Origin of the sequence: Bacteroides sp. ET336 (genome assembly GCF_024733815.1) — a bacterium.
In the GTDB taxonomy this organism is placed as follows: Bacteria; Bacteroidota; Bacteroidia; order Bacteroidales; family Bacteroidaceae; genus Phocaeicola; species Phocaeicola cellulolyticus.
The window spans coordinates 139726-159332 of the sequence record NZ_JANRHK010000001.1 but is presented as its reverse complement, the minus strand read 5'-3'; the positions used below and the strand labels follow the sequence as shown (position 1 = coordinate 159332).

Annotated in this window: 26 protein-coding genes; 15 read left to right on the top strand and 11 right to left on the bottom strand. The window is 40.3% G+C overall.

Translation table 11 applies throughout. The features are described 5' to 3' along the window. Positions 1–11: 11 nt before the first annotated feature. From NW213_RS00805 to NW213_RS00775, 7 genes are read left to right on the top strand one after another with little or no spacing between them, the layout of a single operon-like run. On the top strand, positions 12–242 hold the full coding sequence (locus NW213_RS00805) for a hypothetical protein (protein ID WP_005837618.1): 231 nt from the start codon (positions 12–14) through the stop codon (positions 240–242). Further along, positions 226–1551 (top strand): ArdC family protein, encoded by a 1326-nt coding sequence (locus tag NW213_RS00800; protein ID WP_007843164.1) that lies wholly within the window; start codon positions 226–228, stop codon positions 1549–1551. Before NW213_RS00805 ends, NW213_RS00800 begins: the two co-directional genes overlap by 17 nt. A gap of 30 nt (positions 1552–1581) precedes the next feature. Next, entirely contained in the window at positions 1582–2769 is a 1188-nt protein-coding gene (locus tag NW213_RS00795) for a DUF3991 and toprim domain-containing protein (protein ID WP_258321522.1), read from the top strand. Between the two features lie 5 nt (positions 2770–2774). Continuing rightward, entirely contained in the window at positions 2775–3515 is a 741-nt protein-coding gene (locus NW213_RS00790) for a hypothetical protein (protein ID WP_005837613.1), read from the top strand. A 26-nt stretch (positions 3516–3541) separates the two neighbouring features. Next, positions 3542–4087: a topoisomerase C-terminal repeat-containing protein gene (locus tag NW213_RS00785; protein ID WP_258321521.1), complete on the top strand. Its 546-nt coding sequence runs from the start codon at positions 3542–3544 to the stop codon at positions 4085–4087. Then, a complete protein-coding gene (locus NW213_RS00780; RefSeq protein WP_258321520.1) occupies positions 4084–4629 on the top strand; it encodes a hypothetical protein in 546 nt (181 codons plus the stop codon). The genes NW213_RS00785 and NW213_RS00780 overlap by 4 nt, the downstream gene beginning before the upstream one ends. Continuing rightward, on the top strand, positions 4626–5300 hold the full coding sequence (locus tag NW213_RS00775) for a hypothetical protein (protein ID WP_007843168.1): 675 nt from the start codon (positions 4626–4628) through the stop codon (positions 5298–5300). Before NW213_RS00780 ends, NW213_RS00775 begins: the two co-directional genes overlap by 4 nt. Before the next feature lie 72 nt (positions 5301–5372). Here NW213_RS00775 and NW213_RS00770 read toward each other — a convergent pair whose 3' ends face one another. The 8 genes from NW213_RS00770 to NW213_RS00735 form a co-directional block, all read right to left on the bottom strand. Next, positions 5373–5870: a very short patch repair endonuclease gene (locus tag NW213_RS00770; protein WP_005837609.1), complete on the bottom strand. Its 498-nt coding sequence runs from the start codon at positions 5868–5870 to the stop codon at positions 5373–5375. Positions 5871–5876: 6 nt separating this feature from the next. Then, on the bottom strand, positions 5877–6701 hold the full coding sequence (locus NW213_RS00765) for an HNH endonuclease (protein WP_005837607.1): 825 nt from the start codon (positions 6699–6701) through the stop codon (positions 5877–5879). A 1-nt stretch (position 6702) separates the two neighbouring features. Beyond that, on the bottom strand, positions 6703–8316 hold the full coding sequence (locus tag NW213_RS00760; RefSeq protein WP_005837606.1) for an ATP-binding protein: 1614 nt from the start codon (positions 8314–8316) through the stop codon (positions 6703–6705). A gap of 12 nt (positions 8317–8328) precedes the next feature. After that, positions 8329–10128, bottom strand: coding sequence for a DEAD/DEAH box helicase (locus NW213_RS00755; protein WP_258321519.1), 1800 nt, complete (start codon positions 10126–10128; stop codon positions 8329–8331). Positions 10129–10229: 101 nt separating this feature from the next. Continuing rightward, positions 10230–11066, bottom strand: a complete 837-nt coding sequence (locus NW213_RS00750) for a hypothetical protein (protein ID WP_005837604.1) — start codon at positions 11064–11066, stop codon at positions 10230–10232. 4 nt (positions 11067–11070) lie between these two features. Continuing rightward, entirely contained in the window at positions 11071–12195 is a 1125-nt protein-coding gene (gene dcm, locus NW213_RS00745) for a DNA (cytosine-5-)-methyltransferase (RefSeq protein ID WP_005837603.1), read from the bottom strand. Continuing rightward, positions 12195–13340 (bottom strand): hypothetical protein, encoded by a 1146-nt coding sequence (locus NW213_RS00740; RefSeq protein ID WP_258321518.1) that lies wholly within the window; start codon positions 13338–13340, stop codon positions 12195–12197. Before NW213_RS00740 ends, dcm begins: the two co-directional genes overlap by 1 nt. A 164-nt stretch (positions 13341–13504) precedes the next feature. Then, positions 13505–13741, bottom strand: a complete 237-nt coding sequence (locus tag NW213_RS00735) for a helix-turn-helix transcriptional regulator (RefSeq protein WP_005836494.1) — start codon at positions 13739–13741, stop codon at positions 13505–13507. Positions 13742–13915: 174 nt separating this feature from the next. On the opposite strand from NW213_RS00735, the gene NW213_RS00730 reads away from it, so the two are divergent. Further along, positions 13916–14104, top strand: coding sequence for a hypothetical protein (locus NW213_RS00730; RefSeq protein WP_032598403.1), 189 nt, complete (start codon positions 13916–13918; stop codon positions 14102–14104). 129 nt (positions 14105–14233) lie between these two features. On the opposite strand, the gene NW213_RS00725 is transcribed toward NW213_RS00730, so the two are convergent. Continuing rightward, positions 14234–14404 carry a hypothetical protein gene (locus tag NW213_RS00725; protein WP_258321517.1) on the bottom strand — a complete coding sequence of 57 codons (171 nt, stop codon included), beginning with the start codon at positions 14402–14404 and terminating at the stop codon, positions 14234–14236. Positions 14405–15000: 596 nt separating this feature from the next. Here NW213_RS00725 and NW213_RS00720 point away from each other — a divergent pair. Further along, positions 15001–15360, top strand: coding sequence for a hypothetical protein (locus tag NW213_RS00720; RefSeq protein WP_005649216.1), 360 nt, complete (start codon positions 15001–15003; stop codon positions 15358–15360). A gap of 99 nt (positions 15361–15459) precedes the next feature. Then, positions 15460–15843, top strand: coding sequence for a hypothetical protein (locus tag NW213_RS00715; protein ID WP_007843177.1), 384 nt, complete (start codon positions 15460–15462; stop codon positions 15841–15843). On the opposite strand, the gene NW213_RS00710 is transcribed toward NW213_RS00715, so the two are convergent. Next, positions 15840–16061 carry a helix-turn-helix domain-containing protein gene (locus NW213_RS00710; protein ID WP_032948156.1) on the bottom strand — a complete coding sequence of 74 codons (222 nt, stop codon included), beginning with the start codon at positions 16059–16061 and terminating at the stop codon, positions 15840–15842. The genes NW213_RS00715 and NW213_RS00710 overlap by 4 nt on opposite strands. 81 nt (positions 16062–16142) lie before the next feature. Between NW213_RS00710 and NW213_RS00705 the strand changes: the two genes are divergently transcribed. The 5 genes from NW213_RS00705 (at position 16143) to NW213_RS00685 (ending at position 18885) form a co-directional block, all read left to right on the top strand. Next, positions 16143–16310: a hypothetical protein gene (locus NW213_RS00705; RefSeq protein ID WP_258321515.1), complete on the top strand. Its 168-nt coding sequence runs from the start codon at positions 16143–16145 to the stop codon at positions 16308–16310. A 160-nt stretch (positions 16311–16470) separates the two neighbouring features. Next, positions 16471–16602, top strand: coding sequence for a hypothetical protein (locus NW213_RS00700; protein WP_258321514.1), 132 nt, complete (start codon positions 16471–16473; stop codon positions 16600–16602). Positions 16603–16822: 220 nt separating this feature from the next. Next, positions 16823–17383, top strand: a complete 561-nt coding sequence (locus NW213_RS00695) for a phosphoribosyltransferase (protein ID WP_007843178.1) — start codon at positions 16823–16825, stop codon at positions 17381–17383. Between the two features lie 4 nt (positions 17384–17387). Then, positions 17388–17876 (top strand): SLOG family protein, encoded by a 489-nt coding sequence (locus tag NW213_RS00690; protein WP_007843180.1) that lies wholly within the window; start codon positions 17388–17390, stop codon positions 17874–17876. 115 nt (positions 17877–17991) lie between these two features. Beyond that, entirely contained in the window at positions 17992–18885 is an 894-nt protein-coding gene (locus NW213_RS00685; RefSeq protein WP_258321513.1) for a YafY family protein, read from the top strand. Positions 18886–18905: 20 nt separating this feature from the next. Here the strand turns inward: NW213_RS00685 and NW213_RS00680 are convergent, their stop codons facing one another. After that, positions 18906–19148, bottom strand: a complete 243-nt coding sequence (locus NW213_RS00680) for a hypothetical protein (RefSeq protein WP_234232137.1) — start codon at positions 19146–19148, stop codon at positions 18906–18908. Positions 19149–19607: the final 459 nt, after the last annotated feature.

The window sequence follows — 19607 nt, the reverse complement described above, 5'->3', positions numbered from 1 at the left end:
ATACAAGTTATATGTCAGCTAAAATGAATCATGAGGAGCTTGTGGAGCTTCTGCAGGAGGGTAAAATCGGTTTCCTCCGCTTTGTTATGGACAGTGAGAATGCAGATGATTATCTGGAATGGTGCCGGTCACACGGTACGGACCCTTCGGATGAATCGGCCGAGTTCTATGTGGAACAGACGGACATCGAGCAGATGGACCGTCAGGTAATGGATGACGACAGCTATGGCATCTGGAACTGACTCTCAGGGAAACAGCGGACAGGCGGCCATAGACCGCTTCGCTGCAATGATGATTGAGCGTATGCAGCAGATGAAGGATACCGGATGGAAACAGGGATGGATTGGCGGTGCATCGGGTTATGCCGGACTGCCGCAGAATGTGGGTGGCCGAAACTATTCCGGTTCCAATTCCTTCTTCCTTCAGATGCATACTGCAGCCATGAACTACCAGCTTCCTGTATATCTGACCTTCAAGCAGGCGCATAACCTGAAGGCTCATGTCCTGAAGGGTGAAAAGGCCTTCCCGGTGGTGTACTGGGATATGATGATAAAGGACAGTCACGGCAAGAGGATAAGCACGGAGGAATACCGTGCAATGAGCAAGGAAGAGAAGAAGGATATGGATGTCATTCCTTTCATCAAGTCATTCCCGGTGTACAATGTGGCACAGACCAATCTGGCCGAAGTACAGCCGGAGAGGATGCAGAAGTTATTGGAAAAATTCAAGGTACCTGAACTAAGGGACACGGAAGGTATGTACACCCATGCCGCACTCGACCGTATGGTGGAGACGCAGCAGTGGCTTTGTCCGATACGTGCCGACAAACGTGAGAACGGTGCCTATTATTCTCCCTCAAAGGATATTGTGGTGCTGCCCATGAAAGCGCAGTTCAATATCGGTGATTCTCCTGAAGAAACCTATCGTGGTGGAATGGAGTATTATTCTACCATGCTGCATGAAATGACACACTCCACCATGACACCGGAGCGTCTGAACAGGGAGATGGGCGGCAGGTTCGGTGACCCGAAATATGCCAAGGAGGAGCTGGTGGCGGAACTTACGGCTGCAATGATCAGCCATTCCATGGGCTTTGATTCCAGGATAACGGACAACTCGGCTGCTTACCTGGACTCGTGGATTGGTGTACTGAAACAGGAACCGAAGTTTATAGTATCGGTCATGGCTGACGTGAACAAGGCTTCGGACATGATTCTTGACCATGTGGACAAACAGCGTCTGGCTCTCGGTGAGCAGCCTTATCTGGCAAAGAATGACCCGCTGGTTCCTGTCAGTGCGGACGAGGAGATACCTTTCAGGAATGCGGCCATTGTCAAGACCCGTTCCGGAGACTATGCCATCCGTGCGTCATACGATGGCGTGGAGCTGGGACTGAAGAAAGTTTCCAAGGAAACGGCCAGGACATTCTTCCAGCTTACGGACTGGAAGGACAAGGAGGCTTTCCTGAACATGACTGCACGGAAGACATACGAACCCGAGATTACTATGATGGGCCGGAACCGGAATGCCGGTACAGGACTTGGTATATGAAATTCTGTATAACATCTTAAATCGGAAAGCATGAGTGACTACAAGGTTAATTTCAGGGAAATGAAATCCCGTGTGGGGATTGATGACATTGCATATGCCCTGGGATACCGTCTGGACAGGAAGGCCGGTGTCGGACGTTACATCGAGCTGGTACTCGGTGAAGGCGGTAACAGGAGGGATACGCTGATTGTCAGCCATCCGAACGACAAGGCAGCACAGACGTTTTTCCGGCGTGATGGTTCCAAGGGTGATGTGGTGACACTCATCCGTGAGAATCTTTCTTCCTTTACGGTATCCGGAAAGGATGAGTGGCAGAAGATAGCCAAGGTCATGGCACGTTTTGCCAACATGCCTGAACCTGAATACAGGGAGGACAGGGAGTATGTTAAATCGGCAGGAAAATTATGCGGTGTGTTTGAACCTTCCAGATATGAGGTGAAGCCGGTTGACACCGAAAAAATACCCGGACTGTTTTTCCGGCGCGGACTGTCCAAAGCGACCGTAACGGCTCTTTCGTCCTTTATTTCCCTAATAAGGGACAGGAACAACGGAAAATTTGAAGGCTACAATATCGGATTTCCATATACTGACGGAAAGGGAAATGAAGTCAGGGGGTATGAAATCAGAGGACTTGGCGGCTACAAGTCGAAGGCTGCCGGTACGGATTCGTCATCCTCGGCATGGGTGGCTGTTCCTTCGGGTATCAGTCCGGACAATGTAAGAAGCGTGTTCTTCTGTGAATCTGCATTTGATGCCATGGCCTTCTACCAGATGAACCGGATACAGATTGGGGACAGTGCAGCTCTGGTTTCACTGGGCGGCACATTTTCCGACCGGCAGATAACCGGAGTTATGGAACGCTTTCCCAATGCACGTGCCTTCGACTGTTTTGACAATGACCTGGCCGGGAGGATATACGGACTGCGCATGATGGCTCTGCAGGAAGGTATTCAGATGAAGATAAGCAGGACTGACGGCGGCATCCGGATTGAAGCGAAGGGAAAGGTATTCGACCCTGACATGAACCGTCCCCTGCTGGCCCAGGTTGCCAGGCAGCTGAACATCCGCTACCGTATGGGACAGTGGCTTCCGCCGAAGGCTTTCAAGGACTGGAACGACTGTCTGCTGAACAGGCCGATGGAGCCGATGATTTCACCACACAAAGAGGAACGTGAACAGAATCTGAGTGAACAAAGGAATAAAGGACGTAAAATCTAAATGAGATGGACAGAATCAAGTTAAGAATAACGGTAGTGATTGCTTTGGCGGTTTTTCTGCTGAAAGGTACGGACACTTTTGCACAACAGACAGACCCGACTCTGACGGGTGCTGTCTTTGCACAGACTTCCACTCTGAAGAATATCTATGACAAGCGTCAGAAGGCTCATGAGAAAATCATTGCTGCCGAGACTGCCGTAACGGTCGCTCTCGACAGGGTACACAGTGTGGAGGAGAAGATGCTGGAATATCTTTCCAATGCACAGGGTGCCATGCAGAATCTCTATCAGATTAAGCGTGCCGGGGAACTGGTGGCCACGGAGATACCTCAGAACTGCAGCCTGCTGCTCAAATCGGTCGGCAGTAACCTGAAGGGAACGGCAATTGCTGCAATCGTCTCGGACGAGCTGGCTGATGCCGCAACCCAGATGGCTGCGCTTTATCCGTTCATGAAGCAACTGGTGACTTCCGGAAGCTATGATACAGGCGGTTCTGACGGAGGCAAGGAGAAGCACAAGGTAAACCTGCTCAGTTCTTCCGAACGGTACTACATAGCAAACGAGGTACTGACCAGACTGGAGGCTGTCAATACCGACCTTTTTATCCTGGCATGGCAGGTACGCACACTCTCATGGAATGACCTCTGGTTCTCTCTTGACCCGGAAGGATGGGCAAGCGTGATGTCCGGCAAGAACATAATAGGTGGAATCGTTGCGGACTGGAACCGGGGATTCTCATTCAATTAATTCAAACAATGTAACTTATCAGGAATATGGATTCAGAAAAGAAGATTATAGGACGCTGTCCGTTCTGCGGCGGCAACGTGGTGAAGACCTGCAAGGGGTATCGCTGCGAAAACAACACAGGTGAGCATCCTTCTTGTGTGCTCAACATCAATGCCATCATCGGCAACCGGAAAATGAATGACGGGGAGATTGCCGAATTTCTGGAGAAACGCCATATCCTTCTGGACGGCTTTGCCACCAAGGAAGGAAAGACTTTCCCGACAGTTCTGGAACTTGCTGATGACGGTGCAGTCAATATGCAGTCTGTTATCGGCAGGTGTCCGCACTGCGGCGGCGAGGTACGTGTGGGAACAAGGGCTTTCAACTGTTCCAACTACAGCAATCAGGAAACACCGTGCTCATTCGCCATATGGAGGAATATAGGAGGCCATCAGCTGACACTGGAAGAGGCGAAAGAGCTTTGTGAGAAAAACATTACTTCATCCGAGCTGGAGATGTACCGGGAGGACGGTTCCATTTACCGCAAACGCCTCGGTCTTGCTCCGGACAAACTTCAAATCGTAAAGATATGAAACAGGGAAAGAAACTATTGATACTGCCTGCAGTGGCAGTTCTGCTCGGAATGGGAACCGGCTGTTCCGACAACAGCGAGAATAAGGCTCAGGATATGGCAAGAAAGGCACTGATGGCTTCGGTGGACAATCCGGAATCAGTAAAGATTGTCGGCATCAGCAAACCGGATTCTGTATTTGGCCGTGAGTATGTTACCATGAAGGAGAAGATGGCTCTTTCTGTGGCCATGATGAAAATCAGCCGCAGGTTTATGGAGGATACGGATTTTGATAATCCGGATTCAGAATGTCACGGGATGTCCGGACAGATGAAACGTCAGATGGATGCCATGACGGCACTCTGCTCTCTGATGGTTACGGGGGAACTGAAGCCTGCTGGTGATGAAGCCAGGCAGGAACGCAAGCCGTTCAGCGGCTGGAAGGTAAAGATAGAGTATGAAGCTACTGATTCTGACGGGCAACCGTACCGCTCTGAATACTGGTTTATTATGGACAAGGAAGCGCAATGTGTAATCAGGTCATTTGAAATTCCACTGTTATGAAACTGAAAAGAATTTTATTACCGATATTGGTATGGAGTGGGCTGATGCTCACTTCCTGTCATTGTGAGCATGAAGAAGATGACGGTCTTTTATCTTCCCTTCAAGTCGGCAATGTGGTTTGTTCAGACGGGAATATATTGTCCATGGACAAATTCAAGCAATCTGACAAGGAAGCTGTTGCCATAGTTTTCCATGTAAACCGTAGTGCTGAAGCTGACAATCTTGGTTATGCAGTTTACATTCATGATATTGAACCGCTGGCTTTTGCCGACAGTCTTGGGATTGACCAGGGTACTTCTGCATCATTGACTGACGAGGACGGAAATGAGAACACCTATTCTTTGTTCAATAACGATGAAGTCAAGTCACCGATGGCTATCAGGACTTTTGATTTGTGGAGTTATGGGCAATCGGCATATATTCCTTCTGTCCGGCAACTCTCTTATCTGTTCGCTGTCCGGCATCAGATTAATAAGTGTATAACCGAAGTCGGTGGAACTTCGATTAATCTGAATCCTGGTGAATGCTGGTTATGGTCTTCTACTGAAGTGGAAGGGCAAAAGGAGAATAAGGCTTGGCTTTACTCTATGCAGTCAGGAACTATTCAGGAGACACCGAAAGATCAACCTCATAAATCCAGGCCGATAATTTCTATATATACAACCAAATAAATAAAAGTCTAAATATAGTCATCTGTGAAGTTTCAGATACTATATTTAGACTTTCTTCTTAACAGACATTTATCAGTCACAATCAGGTTCAGCAGCCAACAAATGCTCACTCTCATAATCCTCATAAGGTTTTACCCTTCTGTCACTCAAAAAAATATGATTAAGCGTATACTCCAGTGATTTTAAAGTCTGTTCACGAAGTGCTGGTTTCAGTTGACATTCCCATACTGTTATGCAGTGCCATCCCATGGAAGCCAGCTCTTTTTGCTCTTTTATGTCACGCTCCTTATTTTTCTGGATTTTATTCTTCCAAAACTCAGAGTTTGTTTTGGGTAATACAAAATATTTGCATCCGTCATGGCCATGCCAAAAACAGCCGTTTACAAATATTACAGTTCTGTATTTCCGCAATACAAGATCAGGATGCCCCGGCAGACGAGGATGATTAAGCCGATAGCGAAAGCCTCGGCTGAACAAGAACTTACGGACCAGTAACTCCGGCTTGGTATTCTTACTACGAACTGCGGACATATTTTTATGTCGTTGTTCTCTAGTCAATCGGTCTGCCATAAATGATTATTTCAGTTTAATTATTTCCTTTAATTCTTCCACACTATAAGGTGGATTCCTCCTGTGAGTCATAGAATGACAATTGGAACAAAGTGGTACTAGATCTCGCTCAATATCTAAGTTATACCCTTCGCCCATTTTAGAAACAGGTGTTGTATGATGTACTTCTATAAATCCTTTTCCTATATCCCCATATACATCTTGAAAATTCATACCGCAGACAGCACAAGTATATCCTTTTTTATAAAGACATAGTTTTCGATTAATAGGGTTACGTTCGTATCTAATAGATTTAATTTCTTGAATGGTACCTTCAGTCTGAACAGCTTTTTGTAAGAACTCTTCCTCACTTATATCAGTTATAGTGAGAAGAGAGAATATTAATTCAAAGCTGTATCTTACCAATTCAACAAGAATAGACTCACATTCATTAACATTATCCGGTATAGGTATTTTAGTCATTTTAAAATCAAATGTTCTCCACGTAATTGGCCATTTATTTTCCAATAAATCAGATTTATTTACTGAATAACAAGATTTTAATCCTTTATCCACAAGCATCTGTTTATACGAAAAGAAAGTAGATTGCTTTTCTTCTGGTGCATGAGCCATTTCATTGAGAATATACCCACCGTGTTTTTGTGGGTATATTTCAATAACTAGCCTGATTTTATTGTGTATATAAACTTCTACACTGAAATACATCTGGTCTTCATTATAAGGAGAACACACATAATGTACCTCTCCGTCTTTAAAGACAGGTTGTATTTCAAATGGCATTGAAAAGTAGTTCTCTAAATCTTGTTTTAGTTTAAGACACAGCTCTTCCATATTATTCTTCTATTGGGAGTTCAGGATCAGGTAAATCTGCTACAAGCCTCTTTAAAATTCTAGATACTGTATATCTCATATCTTCGTAGTTCTCGATTGATGACTGTGATACTGTCGTATTTTCAGCCTCTGCAAGTGCCCATAACAGATCATCAAGACCTTCAACAACTAAATTTTGAGCTAAATAAGGTCCATATATTTTTTTATAGAATGGATGGCTTTCATTGATATTAACAGCATGTTTTCCATCAGCAAGTGCTGGCTCCCATAATGCATTACCCTCAATGGTTTTAACTGGTATAACACGATTCTCCTGAGGATTTACATTATGAAGAATTGATATAGCTTTGGTAAACTTACCATTGCTATTAACTATTTCAGCACTTTCATCATCAATAGGAGTAATAGTTGAACCTTCTAGTTCGGGAGCTTTACTGTCAATATTTTGATTGGATGAGATGTGCGCACCTCTACCAGTATTATGAACATTTTTATTCTCCGTATCTCTGTATCTTTTTTCAGCTTCACGTCTGGGTGCTCCTAAAAATTTCATTATAAAGCTTGCCAATTCTCCTATTAGAAGAATACGGGACTTTTTAATATCGATACTAAGTAGTTCATCAAGTGTATAATCGAATGAAAAATCAACTCTCAGTAATGAATAGTGTGGTTCTTTCTTCAAAAGGCTGAACCAATCTCCACTGTGTATCAAACGATTTTCTCTATAAACATAAATTCCTTGAAAATCATTACTACCACGGGCAGATTTCTCAGCCTCTATGCTGGAATATTCTCCTTTTTTGGGAATAATATAAGCTGCAATATGGAATTTAAGCTGTGTACCATCTGGCATATCAACCGGTACATCTTCTTCCTGTAAGAGTTCTGTATTTTTCTCTTTAGTACAAAATGGATCCCATGGAGAAACTGATTGTGTATTTACTGTTATCTCAACATTTTGTGCACGGCTATCGTTTTTATCTAGATAGCGTTGAAATACCATAGACAGATGAAATCGAAGTTCTTCTAAGATTTTATTCAACCCATTTTGTGCATTCTTAAAATTCTTATAATTTTTCATCAGACGGTCTATCTTCTCCCAAACAAGAAGAGTACCAGAACTTCCTTCTGCTACCATATTCAACATATCCTCTTCATCTGAATCAATAACAGGAAATTGTAATAACCAAGAACCGTTATTTGCTATATAATCTAAATCCCACTGAACCTTCCTCAATTCTGAATCAGGTGAATTTCTGGAAATCAATGAGAATTGTTTGCAGAATGCTGTTGATGCAGTTTTCAGTCCTAATCCAAATTTACCTAAAGAATTTTTCTCTATTCGTTCTTTTGAACCGTATTTCATTGCATTCTTCAAACCGTCCAAATCCATTCCACAACCATTATCCGCAAAATAGACTTTAACTTGCATGTTTGGATCCATGTTTACTTCTATATTGATTTTTGTTGCATTTGCCGCAATTGAATTATCAACGATATCGGCAACTGCTGTATTAAAATTGTAACCAGTATCCCTTAATCCGTTTACAATTCTCTCAGGATCAGGAAGTAACTCAAAATCCTCTTCTGTTTTTTGTTGAACTGTCGTAATCATATATATGTTTTTTTAATTATTTTTTATTGAAGGTACTAATTCTAAAGCTCTAAGAATGTCTGCCTTATCTTGGCTCTTACCATCATTCCCTATAATTGCGTATGAAGCAATATCACGTTTCCTTTCAATCCTTTCATTTACAACCTCTTCTACTGTATCAGTGTAATATAATCTATAAACAAATACAGTCTTCTCTTGACCTCGTCTGTATGCACGTGCTGAGGACTGGTCTTCAAGAGAGGGATTCCACTCCAGATTATAGTGTATTATGTGATTCGCTCCTGTTATATTAAGTCCTGTTCCAGCTGCCCTCGGGTTAAGGACCAGCATTGCCGGTTCATCTAAATGATTGAATTTATCAACTATACACTGCCTGTCTTCTATTGGTGTCTCTCCATTTATAGACCATATTTTAATTCCAAACCTGACAGGTATATCCTCTTCAAATATTTCGAACATACGTTTATATGAAGTAAAAACAATTACTTTTTCTTTCCGACTTATAATTTCTTCAACAATTTCACAAAATCTTTGATACTTAACCGACACTACAGATGGATCATCTTTACAAGAACTATCCTTTACTGCATACGGGTGTGTACAATATATGCGTAGTTGTTGTAACATTCCAAGAGAAGGATTTTCTGTATCCATTCCATCCTTCAATGCTTCCAGATAATTACAATATTGTTGACACTCTATCTCCGACATTCGAAGAGGCTGTGTAGATACTATCTTCTCAGGCAAGCCTTTAGCTACATCTGAAACAAGTCTACGTACCATTAGTGCAGAGAGTATTGGCTCAATTTTCTTACCACCTTCAATGTCATCAGTAATGTTTTTCTTGAATGTATTAAGTGTGCCAAGCAAACCAGGCTGAATAAAGTCTACCAATGACCATATATCCGTTATATGATTTTCAAAAGGGGTTCCAGAAACCGCAAGGCTTCTTACTCTATTCAACTGCTTACAGGCTCTAGTTCTGGAACTGTCAGGGTTCTTTATACTTTGAGCTTCATCCAAAACAACCATTTTCCACTTAATCATATTAAGCATATGAATATCACTTATTACAGTAGTATAGGAAGTTATGATCACATCAAATTCAGAAAAATCCCGAAAATTGCTTATCCTGTAAGGCCCATAATGAACTATAACATTAAGTGACGGTGCAAACTTCTTACATTCCCTTTGCCAGTTAGTAAGAAGTGATATTGGTGCAACAACGATTATTGGGGTCATAAACTGACTTTTCAAATATAACATTTCAGTTATTACCTGCATAGTTTTCCCCAATCCCATTTCATCTCCAAGGATACATCCGTTATTTACTTCTAACATAGTCCTTATCCATGAATATCCAGATTCTTGATAAGGGAATAATGTGGCTTTAAGGTCCTTTGGTATACTTGAATCTGTAACTACTGGCTTATGTAAAACGGATTGCTCTACATGATTCTCAACAACATCTAAGTCACCAAATATACTTTGTTCAATAACGCTTAAATACTGTTTTAAATTAATACGCCCAGAAGATACTATTCCAGACTTTGTAATTATCTCCTGAATTATACTGCTTGTTTCTGTTATATAGAACCATATATTGTCACATATGCACTGATCTATAAGCAATCCATTTACAATATCTACAGTTATCTGTTTACCTTTACGAATAGCATAAACATTGAAATATATATCACCTTCGACACTGCTGGTCAACATGATTTTTGCAGCAGCTCCTATTTTAGAGAAACGAGTAGCCGGTAAATCTACTAAAGGGCTTTCACATTCTATTCCGTCTATTCTATTCATATCAGAGAAAGAATAAATCTCTGAAGCACTTAGATGGTAAATATTGTTACCATCCTTCAGCGCCAAATGGTTATCACATATAATCCAGTTTGCCTTCATAATTAACTCATAGATTGAAACCTTTCCAGACTTGCCGCACTTATAGAGATACCTTTATTGGCTTTATAAATCTCGTTTGATTCACAAAGTTTAGTATCAGTTTGAGGCTCTGTTTTATATGGTTTTACAGTTATAGTTTTCTTTTTCAAGTCAATAGTAAAATTATCTGTATTATCTACCAACAACCTTAAAGAAAGAACACAGGAATAATACCATGCTATTGTTGCCAAATATCCAGCACTTGCATTCACTACATTCATTTGATTAAGAAGCGCAGAGAAATAAAAGTCATTTCTGTCCACAGTTTTATTTCCCGCCCACCAGGAATAATCACTTACAAATTTCCAAAGATATGTTGCAACTTTATGTTTATCATCATGTACATCAGAGTAATCATCATTAAGCATTTCCAATGCTGTAGCCATAAAACTGGATTTATCTTCCATAGTTGGAGCCTCTTTTAATCTGGTCGCATATTCTTTCATTCCTTTATGATTAAGCCCAATACGCTCACAAATCTTAAAGAACAGACTCTGATAGCTTAACATCTCCGAACAAAAATCAACAAAATATGAAGCAATTACAAACCATTGGTTAGCTATATAAATTTGTTGTCCAAAAGTATTATTTACAACTGTAGTATAACTGAAATATTCTACCGTACAGTTTTTTTTATTCAACATGTTACGAAAGGTAACTTTGAATGTATCACTCAGCTTAACCTCCTGCGCTATGAACTCATCAGTAAATCTTTTCTTTGCATCTACAAGAACCTGATGTAAATCTTTCAGAATCTGTTTTGATTCAATGACTTGTTCCGTATCTATCACTTTGTTCATATGCCTATATTTTTAATAATTGTTCGACAATTTCTTTTGATAATCTTTTAATAACAGGTATTGCGACACTATTTCCAAACTGATGATATGCCTCCTTTCTTGGAACAACTATATGAAATTCCAGATTATCAGAATTATAATTTTGGTTATCTGCATTTTCCGGATATTTCCAGCCATTCCCTATAATTCGATAACCCTGTAAACGACCTGCTTCAGTTGGAGTTAGTTTTCTGGGATTTAATCCTTTATCAGATTGATCAATAAGAATTTCGCTACCATCTTTCCAATATCTTGCAGATATTGTACTGCTATATACGCTATTTTCATTAAAAAGTGAATAGCCAAATCCCTTACCGTTAGCCTTGTTCCTTTTCTTTCTCTCTTGATGACCAATCCATAACCTATCACTAATAGTATAGTAACTATCAATAGAATCTTCTGGCTCGAAAATATCTGAAACTTTGGTCTTTATTACCTTATCTCCAAGATCTTTCGATTTTTCATATATTGTACTACCATCAGGTGCTATTCCATAGGGGAATTTAAAAGTTGTAGCTTTAACAATGTCTTTATACCATGCAACAATAAACAATCTTTCTCTATTTTGAGGTACCCCAAAATATTTTGCATTTAAAACATCATAGTTATATGCATACCCCAATTCATCTAATGTTGCTAAAATCGTTTTAAGTGTTTCGCCTTTCATATGAGTCTTCAATCCTTTCACATTTTCCAGGAACAACACTTTTGGTGGAATACCTGAATCAATTTTTTGCTTAACAATATTAGCTATATTAAAGAACAAAGTTCCACGAGTATCTTCAAACCCACGTCTTAAACCTGCAATAGAAAAGGGTTGACAAGGAAAGCCTCCACAACAGACATCAAATGCAGGAATACTTTCTGGTATTGCTTCTGTTATATCGTTGTTAAAAAACAGATAATTCCCATAACTATCTTTTTGGAAAAGATCTGGTTCTATATCTTTATAGTTAGCTTCATATGAAATTCGTGCATATTTATCCCATTCACTGGCAAACACACATTTTCCTCCAACACTATGCATTGCAGTATGAAAGCCTCCAATACCAGCAAACAAATCTATAAATGTAAATTTATTTTTCTTCATCAACTTTTCTTTTTAACAAACGATTGTAAAGATTCCTTGGAAATCTGCAATACTGATTTATGTAAATGTTCAGGAATATCATCTATTACATCATTATTCTTTTTATCACTATTTACAATATACATGGACTGAGCAATTTCCAGAAATTTATTAAATTGTTTCAACCCCCATTGGTTGTAAACAGTATACTGAAGTCCGTCATTTAGTGTTATTAATTCATCTGATTCAAGAAAATATCTTGAAGACAAATCAGCATTGTCTTTCATCCATTCCTGTACAACTGATAATGGACGTATGACACCTCTTTGTTTACTTATTATGCCCGATGGGAACACTCTTTCAAGTTCATTATATGTGATACCAGGATGTTCTTTAACATATTGCTTTACTACAGCAAGAACAAACCTTTTTTTAGGATAAAACTGGCTTCCATTAAAAGAGAAACGTGTTGTATCCTTTGTACTCGCAGAATGATTTTCCATTTCTTTAGAACAAAGCTGTTTTTGCGATACAACAATTTCAAGATTCCGCATTTCTTCTTCAATCAACACCCTGTCATATCCCTGTTGCACGAGAAAATCTGAGAATATGGATTTAAGTATATTCCTGTCCTCTGAAATACGTTTAATATCCAAACGTAATTTAGATAAAACCTCATTTTTTTCATTTAGTGAAGTTATATAGTCATGAACTAAAGACTTTTTGAAATGTTGAAACAAAAGTAAATCTGATATTTGTATTCCTTCGTGATTACTTTCCTCTAATAGGATTTCTTTACTAAGGATTATATCTTGATTATTACGATAGAAAAACTTAATACAACTACCGAAGGATATGGCTGCCTCTGTCAATAATTCATCCATTGCAAAGCTTACATTATCTGTTTCATTATACTGAAATTCTCCACACTGGATAAAAACAGGAATATAATCGGATTGCACATTTTCTCCATAAGTTTTAGACAATACAATATCAACATTAGAGCCATTAGGTAAATTATAATTCTTAATCAAAGAGCCATTAGTCTTCCTCCATCCTAGGACTCTAAAACAGTTTTCTACTGCAGAAACAAATTCAGCTTTGCTGTAATTACTGTCTAATGTATTTCTTAATATCTCAATTATTTCAAACCAATTCTCATTCATATTTAAGCCCATACAATACTTTCTTAATCATCCCGTTTTAATAACCAGAATAATGTTTTAAAGATATTTTTATCTATAAAAATCATACTCTTATTATTATGATTCTTACATTATCATGGGTGATAACCATATAATAGAAAATCTATCGGGGAATCACTATTTAATCATACTTTAGGTATCTTTATATAAACAGAGTCATTGGTGGTAGACACCAATAAATCCTTAACATCGACCTCAAGTACTCTTGCAATCTCAACTAAAGTTTCTATTGATGGTTGTGAAACGTTTGTACACCATTTTGAAACAGTAGCAGGGTCTTTTTGCAAAGCTTCTGCAAGCCATTTGTTAGTTCGTTTTTTCTCCACTAAAACGACCTTAATACGATTTATATCTTTTGCCATAAGTATATAATTGTTTGTGCAAAAATAATATAAAAAGATGTATATATGTAAGATTTATAGCCATATTTTCGAGCTATATCTCCATTTCTATTGCGTTTTATGCAATAGAATAAAGTGGTTGTCAGATTTGAGTGACTCTTGCTGCACTGAATAGCTTTACAGTATTTTAGGCATATGACATTAACAACTTATGTTACCCTTAGAAATGGTCTGAAAAACGGAGACAAACAGTCCGCTCCGTTGATACAGGCTAGAGCTTGCACTTCCGAAACGGCCAATTTCCTTGAAGACTTACCTTTAAATACAGGCAAGCTGTTCAGACTGTTCGTATTTCATGCGATACAGGAACAACTTGCCTTCTAAAACGGAAACTTACCGGTTGACTTATCTCGTATCTCGATACTAGGCAAGTTTCAGCCGACAGGTTTATACAACCATACAGATAAATCAGGACAGTTGCCAAAGACAGAACCATTAAGGTTGCGCTACTCTTCACTTCAAAGACTCTGACATTGGCAACTGATTATCGATAACATGTCTGAAAACGAAAACAAGCAGGCCGTTCCGATGATGCAGGCTAAAGCTTGCAATGCCGGAACGTCCTATATCCCTGAATACTCGTCTTAAAATACAGGCAAGCTGTTCCGACTGTTCGTATTTCATGCGATGCCGGAACAAATTGCCTTATACTACGGAAACTTACCGGCTGACTTGCTTCGTATCTACAATACCAGGCAAGTTTCAGCCGATAGGTTCATCCCATCATGCAGATAAATCAGGGCAGTTGCCAAAGACAGAGCCTTTAAGGTTGCGCTACTCTTCACTTCAAAGGCTCTGACATTGGCAACCGATTACCGGTGGTTTGTCTGAAAACGGATACTATACTCTTCAGAAATCTTTGAATACTGAATATCAGGAAATCATTGGTGCGTCATAGCCGGAGCCGTTTCTTATGTGCAAAGGTACTGCGGACTGGAGAAACGCCAAGTGACGCTTGCGCTTTCAGTCGGAGGACTTGACGGCAGCCTTCCGCAAATTTTCTCATGCCTCAAAAATTTGGGTATTCCGTCTGCATTCTCTGACTTCACACTTGTCTTTTTCTCCCTTTGGTCCGCAGTCACAAATGCACATAAAACGGTTTTTCCCGGCCATGAAGCTCAATGAGCTTTACCGGAGGGAAAAGAACTGGAACTTCAAAATTCAAGTGTTATGCGAGCAAGAAGAATGGGTATCAAACAATCTTTTTATTTTTTACTGATATGTGCAGATTGATGACGACACAACTGGCGGAAGCTCTGGAGGGTTATCCGCTCTATTCCCAGGACGGCAAGGGAAAAGAGGCTGTTTGCCGTGCGGTTTTTGCCCTTGGTTCTGTAAGGTGGTTTATCCTTGAAGGAAACAGGGAGGACGACGATGTGATTCTATTCGGTATCGTAATCGGACTCATGGAGGATGAATACGGGTATATTTCCCTCAATGAGCTTTCGGATGTGGAGCTTGACCTGAGTGCTCAGGGACTTGGCAAGCTTCAGGTAAGACAGCAGCAGGACTTTAATCCGGTTCCGCTGAAACAGATTCAGGACAGCAGGCTTCAGGAATTTCTTGAAAGGTTTGAATAGGCTGTATGAAAACAGAAGTGGCCGGTCCTATCCGTCACGGACAAGACCGGCTGCTTATTATAGCAGGTAAATGAAAACAAAACTATAATTGTATGGTTAATGGAAAATTGTCGTAATATTTTTAATATCTCTGCCCGGCATGGGTGGAGCGTTTCTATGGAAAACATGAATGGAATCCGGTTTCTCAATTTCAGGAGGAAGACTTCGAGCGGTGTGCCGTTCTGCTTTACCATTGAAGTTGGTAACGGTACAGCCGGATGCATAGCAAAAGAAATATTCTCTTTCGTCACTGCCGTTGTTCCTGAACAATGTGCAAGGGAATGGATGATTCAGTCAGGAGCAATGGAGCCGTCGGAGTTCCTTCAGGCCGTGGCTGACATGGAGGATGTCAGGCTAAGGGCAAGGCTACTGGCTCTTGAACTTGCAGCTATGAATGTCAGATATAATGTCCTGGATACCATTCCATGGGACAGACTGAACTAGCGATGTTTCTTACGCTTGCGGCCACGTTTGGGCAGACCGGTTTCCTTGTAGGTTATCAGGTCAATTCCTCTGAACACCCTTTTTGCCTTATCAGGTATCTTCAGGAAAGCCAGCGGCTTTTCCATATAACGGATATAGGCATAGATGGTGCAGCGGTGAACACCCAGGTAGCGTGCTGCCTCCTTCACTGAATATGTTTTTTCCGGAACGACTTTCATTATATCTCATGCTGGTTATTCTTTCGTTTATGCTATAATGTAAAGGTAAACATCTGATTATTAGCAGTCAATACGTCAAATATGGGATTATTTCGGAGATTGTGGGAATACGATGGATTATGTGTTACCATCATATTCAATACGGCTGGGGTAAGGCGATTGATAACGAATCTGTTTTATGAAAATCAGGAAGGCATATATTTGACGGTTGACAGCGTTGACAGCAAATCCAATGAAAATCCGGCATAAAGTCTGTCTGGGAAGTTACTGTAATACAACATATTATATTCTTTCTGATTTTTCTTATAAAGAATAGAGTATTATAATGTGTCAACGTTTGGCTATGGATTTTTAGCGGACTGAAAATTATGGCTACACTTGTCAACGTTTGTCAACGTATGATTTCTATATGAAGTGTCTGATACACTGGCAGATACTGTCTGTCAACACTGTCACCCTTGAAACGTGTGCATTTTATTATCTGAAAACATCTGATGTGAAAGGGATACATGGTTATCCTAATGTACCATTACAGCCATAGGTTTGTTCAGCATGCCTCTGCAGATATTTTTTTGCAAAGGTATCTCCGGCATTGCAAACGTCAAACACAGGGCTGAAAATCTTCCTCAAACGGGGTTGAGCGTATTTTCAGCTTTCCTTGAAGTTTGCCTTATTGAATGCCTGCGCTTCTGAGAACTGCAAAAAATATCCTTCGGGCTAGCTGAAAAACTTGCTGACAGAAGGGAAAAAAATCAGAGCGTATGGTACAGATGGACGAAAGCATCAGAAAGCAGTTGGAAAAACCACAGACATGGTTCTGCAAGTATTTTCCCAAACGTATTCAGAATGTGGGCGAGAAGGAAATCGCCGACAGACAGTTGGTTTATGACTTCAAGGATGGAAGGTCTCATGAAGAGGTGGCACAGATGACGGCAGCAAGAATGATTGAGGAACACGGCAGCAGATGCTCACAGTTGGTATTCATTCCGGTTCCGGCATCATCGGTAAGAAAGAATGAAATCCGGTATATGGACTTCTGCAAAAGGGTATGTGAACTCACAGGAGCAATAAACGGATATGACCATGTAAGGGTATGCGGAGAAAGACTTGCTATTCATGAAAACCGTAAGGCTGAAAAGGAAATCAGAAAGGTGAGCATCATCGAGTTTGATGAAGAGTGGTTTAGAGGAAAGGCAGTCATAGTCTTCGATGATGTAATAACACGCGGAATCAGTTTCGGTATGTATGCTAATCAGCTGGAGAGTTTCGGAGCGAATGTCATTGAAGGCATCTTCCTTGCAAGAACCCATTATAAAGTATAGAACTATGAACGGAATATTATCAGAAAAATCAAAGTCACTGGCTTTCACGGGACACAGAACTATTCCCATAGAAAGGCAGGATGAAATAAGGGCACGGCTTGTTGAAGCCGTGTCCGTCGCCTGCAAATCGGGTATAACCTGCTTCTATTCAGGCATGGCCATGGGATTCGACCTGATGGCCGCTGAAACAGTATTGTCACTGAAGGGAAGGTATCCTGATATACGGCTAATTGCCGTTGTTCCTTTCAGAAGACAGAACTGCCGATGGCCTTCAATTGAAAAGGAACGTTATCAGAAAATAATTTCCCAGGCAGACCGGGTTATCGTATTGAGTGAATACTATTTCAAAGGATGTCTTCTAAGGCGCAATGACTTCATGCTGGAGCATTCATGTGGCGTGATAGCATTTTATGACGGCAAACCTTATGGTGGAACATTCTACACCTGCAGGGAGGCAGGAAAGAGAGGTATGGACATAGTAAATCTGTACTGAAAACCAGTCCGGATTATAGTGAAAATATTGTACAAAATAGATATGCAATTTTCTTGCATATCTCATTTATAATACTTATATTTAGATAGTTAAACGAGTTATAAGGGGTAGTTTTATGAATAACATCTACAACCGGTACATTTGGCTGCTGCATACAGTCTACCAGGAAAGAAAGGTCACTTTTGAAAGGCTTTGTGATATTTGGAAGCACCATTTCCTGTACAATGGGAAGCCGCTGAGTCTTCGTACATTCCACCATCACAGAAAAATGATTGAGGAGAATTTTGATATAGTTATTGCGTGCAACAGAAAGGACTATACATACTACATCCAGAATCTGGATGAAATACTCGGTGACAGCTGCCGGAACTGGCTGTTCAACAGCCGTATCATTGATGTGGCTCTGAAAAGCAGTCCGTGTCTGTTCCATCGTGTTGTACTGCCTGACATGTCTGGCGGTATTGAATACCTGCCGGATATATCGGAATGTATCAGCGATGGGCATGAACTGTACATATTCTACACGAATGACAAGTGCTATGAAGTGGAAGGGCGTTTCCGACCGGAAGGTTTAAAGCTGTTCCATAACCGCTGGTATCTTCTCGGATACAGAAACGGATCAGAGTTCTGTGCCGTTCCTCTTGATGCACTGACCAAAATCTATCTCAGCGGAAACAGGTTTCAGACTGACTGCAGATTTTCCCTTGCAAAACGTCTTTCAGACTCCATTGGTGTTGTGGCACCGACCGGACAGCAGCCGGAAGAGGTTACACTACGGGCTTATGGTTCATTTGCTGATTATCTGAGAAAGCATCCTTTCCACCATTCGCAGGTGGAAAGGAATAATATGGGGAGTTTCACTTCATTTGATTACACACTTCTTGTGACTGACGAACTGGTAGATGAAATACTGGCTCTCGGTGATAAGGTGGAGATTGCTTATCCGGAAAAGTTGAGAATGAAATTACTTCAGAAGATTGGGCATATCAGAAACAGGTATGCAACATAAAAATCTGCAATTGTAGAATATTACTTTTGAGTAGTAAACATTCGCTCAATCATTGCTTCAAGCTCAGGATTCAATGGACGTTCTGTGTCCATACACTCCTTCTCACCGGTAACCAGGTCACAATATATATTCCTGTAGCGTTCAGCTTCACTGCCATCACAGCAAAGCATAGCTGTCTCAAACTCCTTAATCATTTTCTTACGCTGACTCTCTGGATATTCCTTAGTCTTGCCATAACTGGTAATCGTAAATGTTCTTGCCATAATCATAGGATTTATTTGTTATACCTTTATTTATAATCATTGTCACTATACTAATATAGAAAATATTCTGATAATCAGAAATTTAAACGTATAAAGCTTCTAAAAAGTTTAATCCAATACGGATGAAACACAACCGGAATCCGCGCATCTTTTTATCAAAAATACAACTATAACAATGAAGGTATTAATAGTACAATCCTGATTATTTAAACAAAAAACTTATATAAATCAACATTTACAACATTAAAAGATAGAAGATATAGGGGCTTTTACGTCATTTGATTACATGCTTCTTGTAACTGACGAACTAGTAGAGAGATCTTGGTTCTCGATGACAAGGTGGAGGTTACCTATCAGGAAAAGCTTAGAATGAAGCTGTTTCAGAAAATTGGACGTATTATGAATAGGTGTTCAATAAATAAAGTAATAATAATATTCAATATAAAGATTTATCGCTAA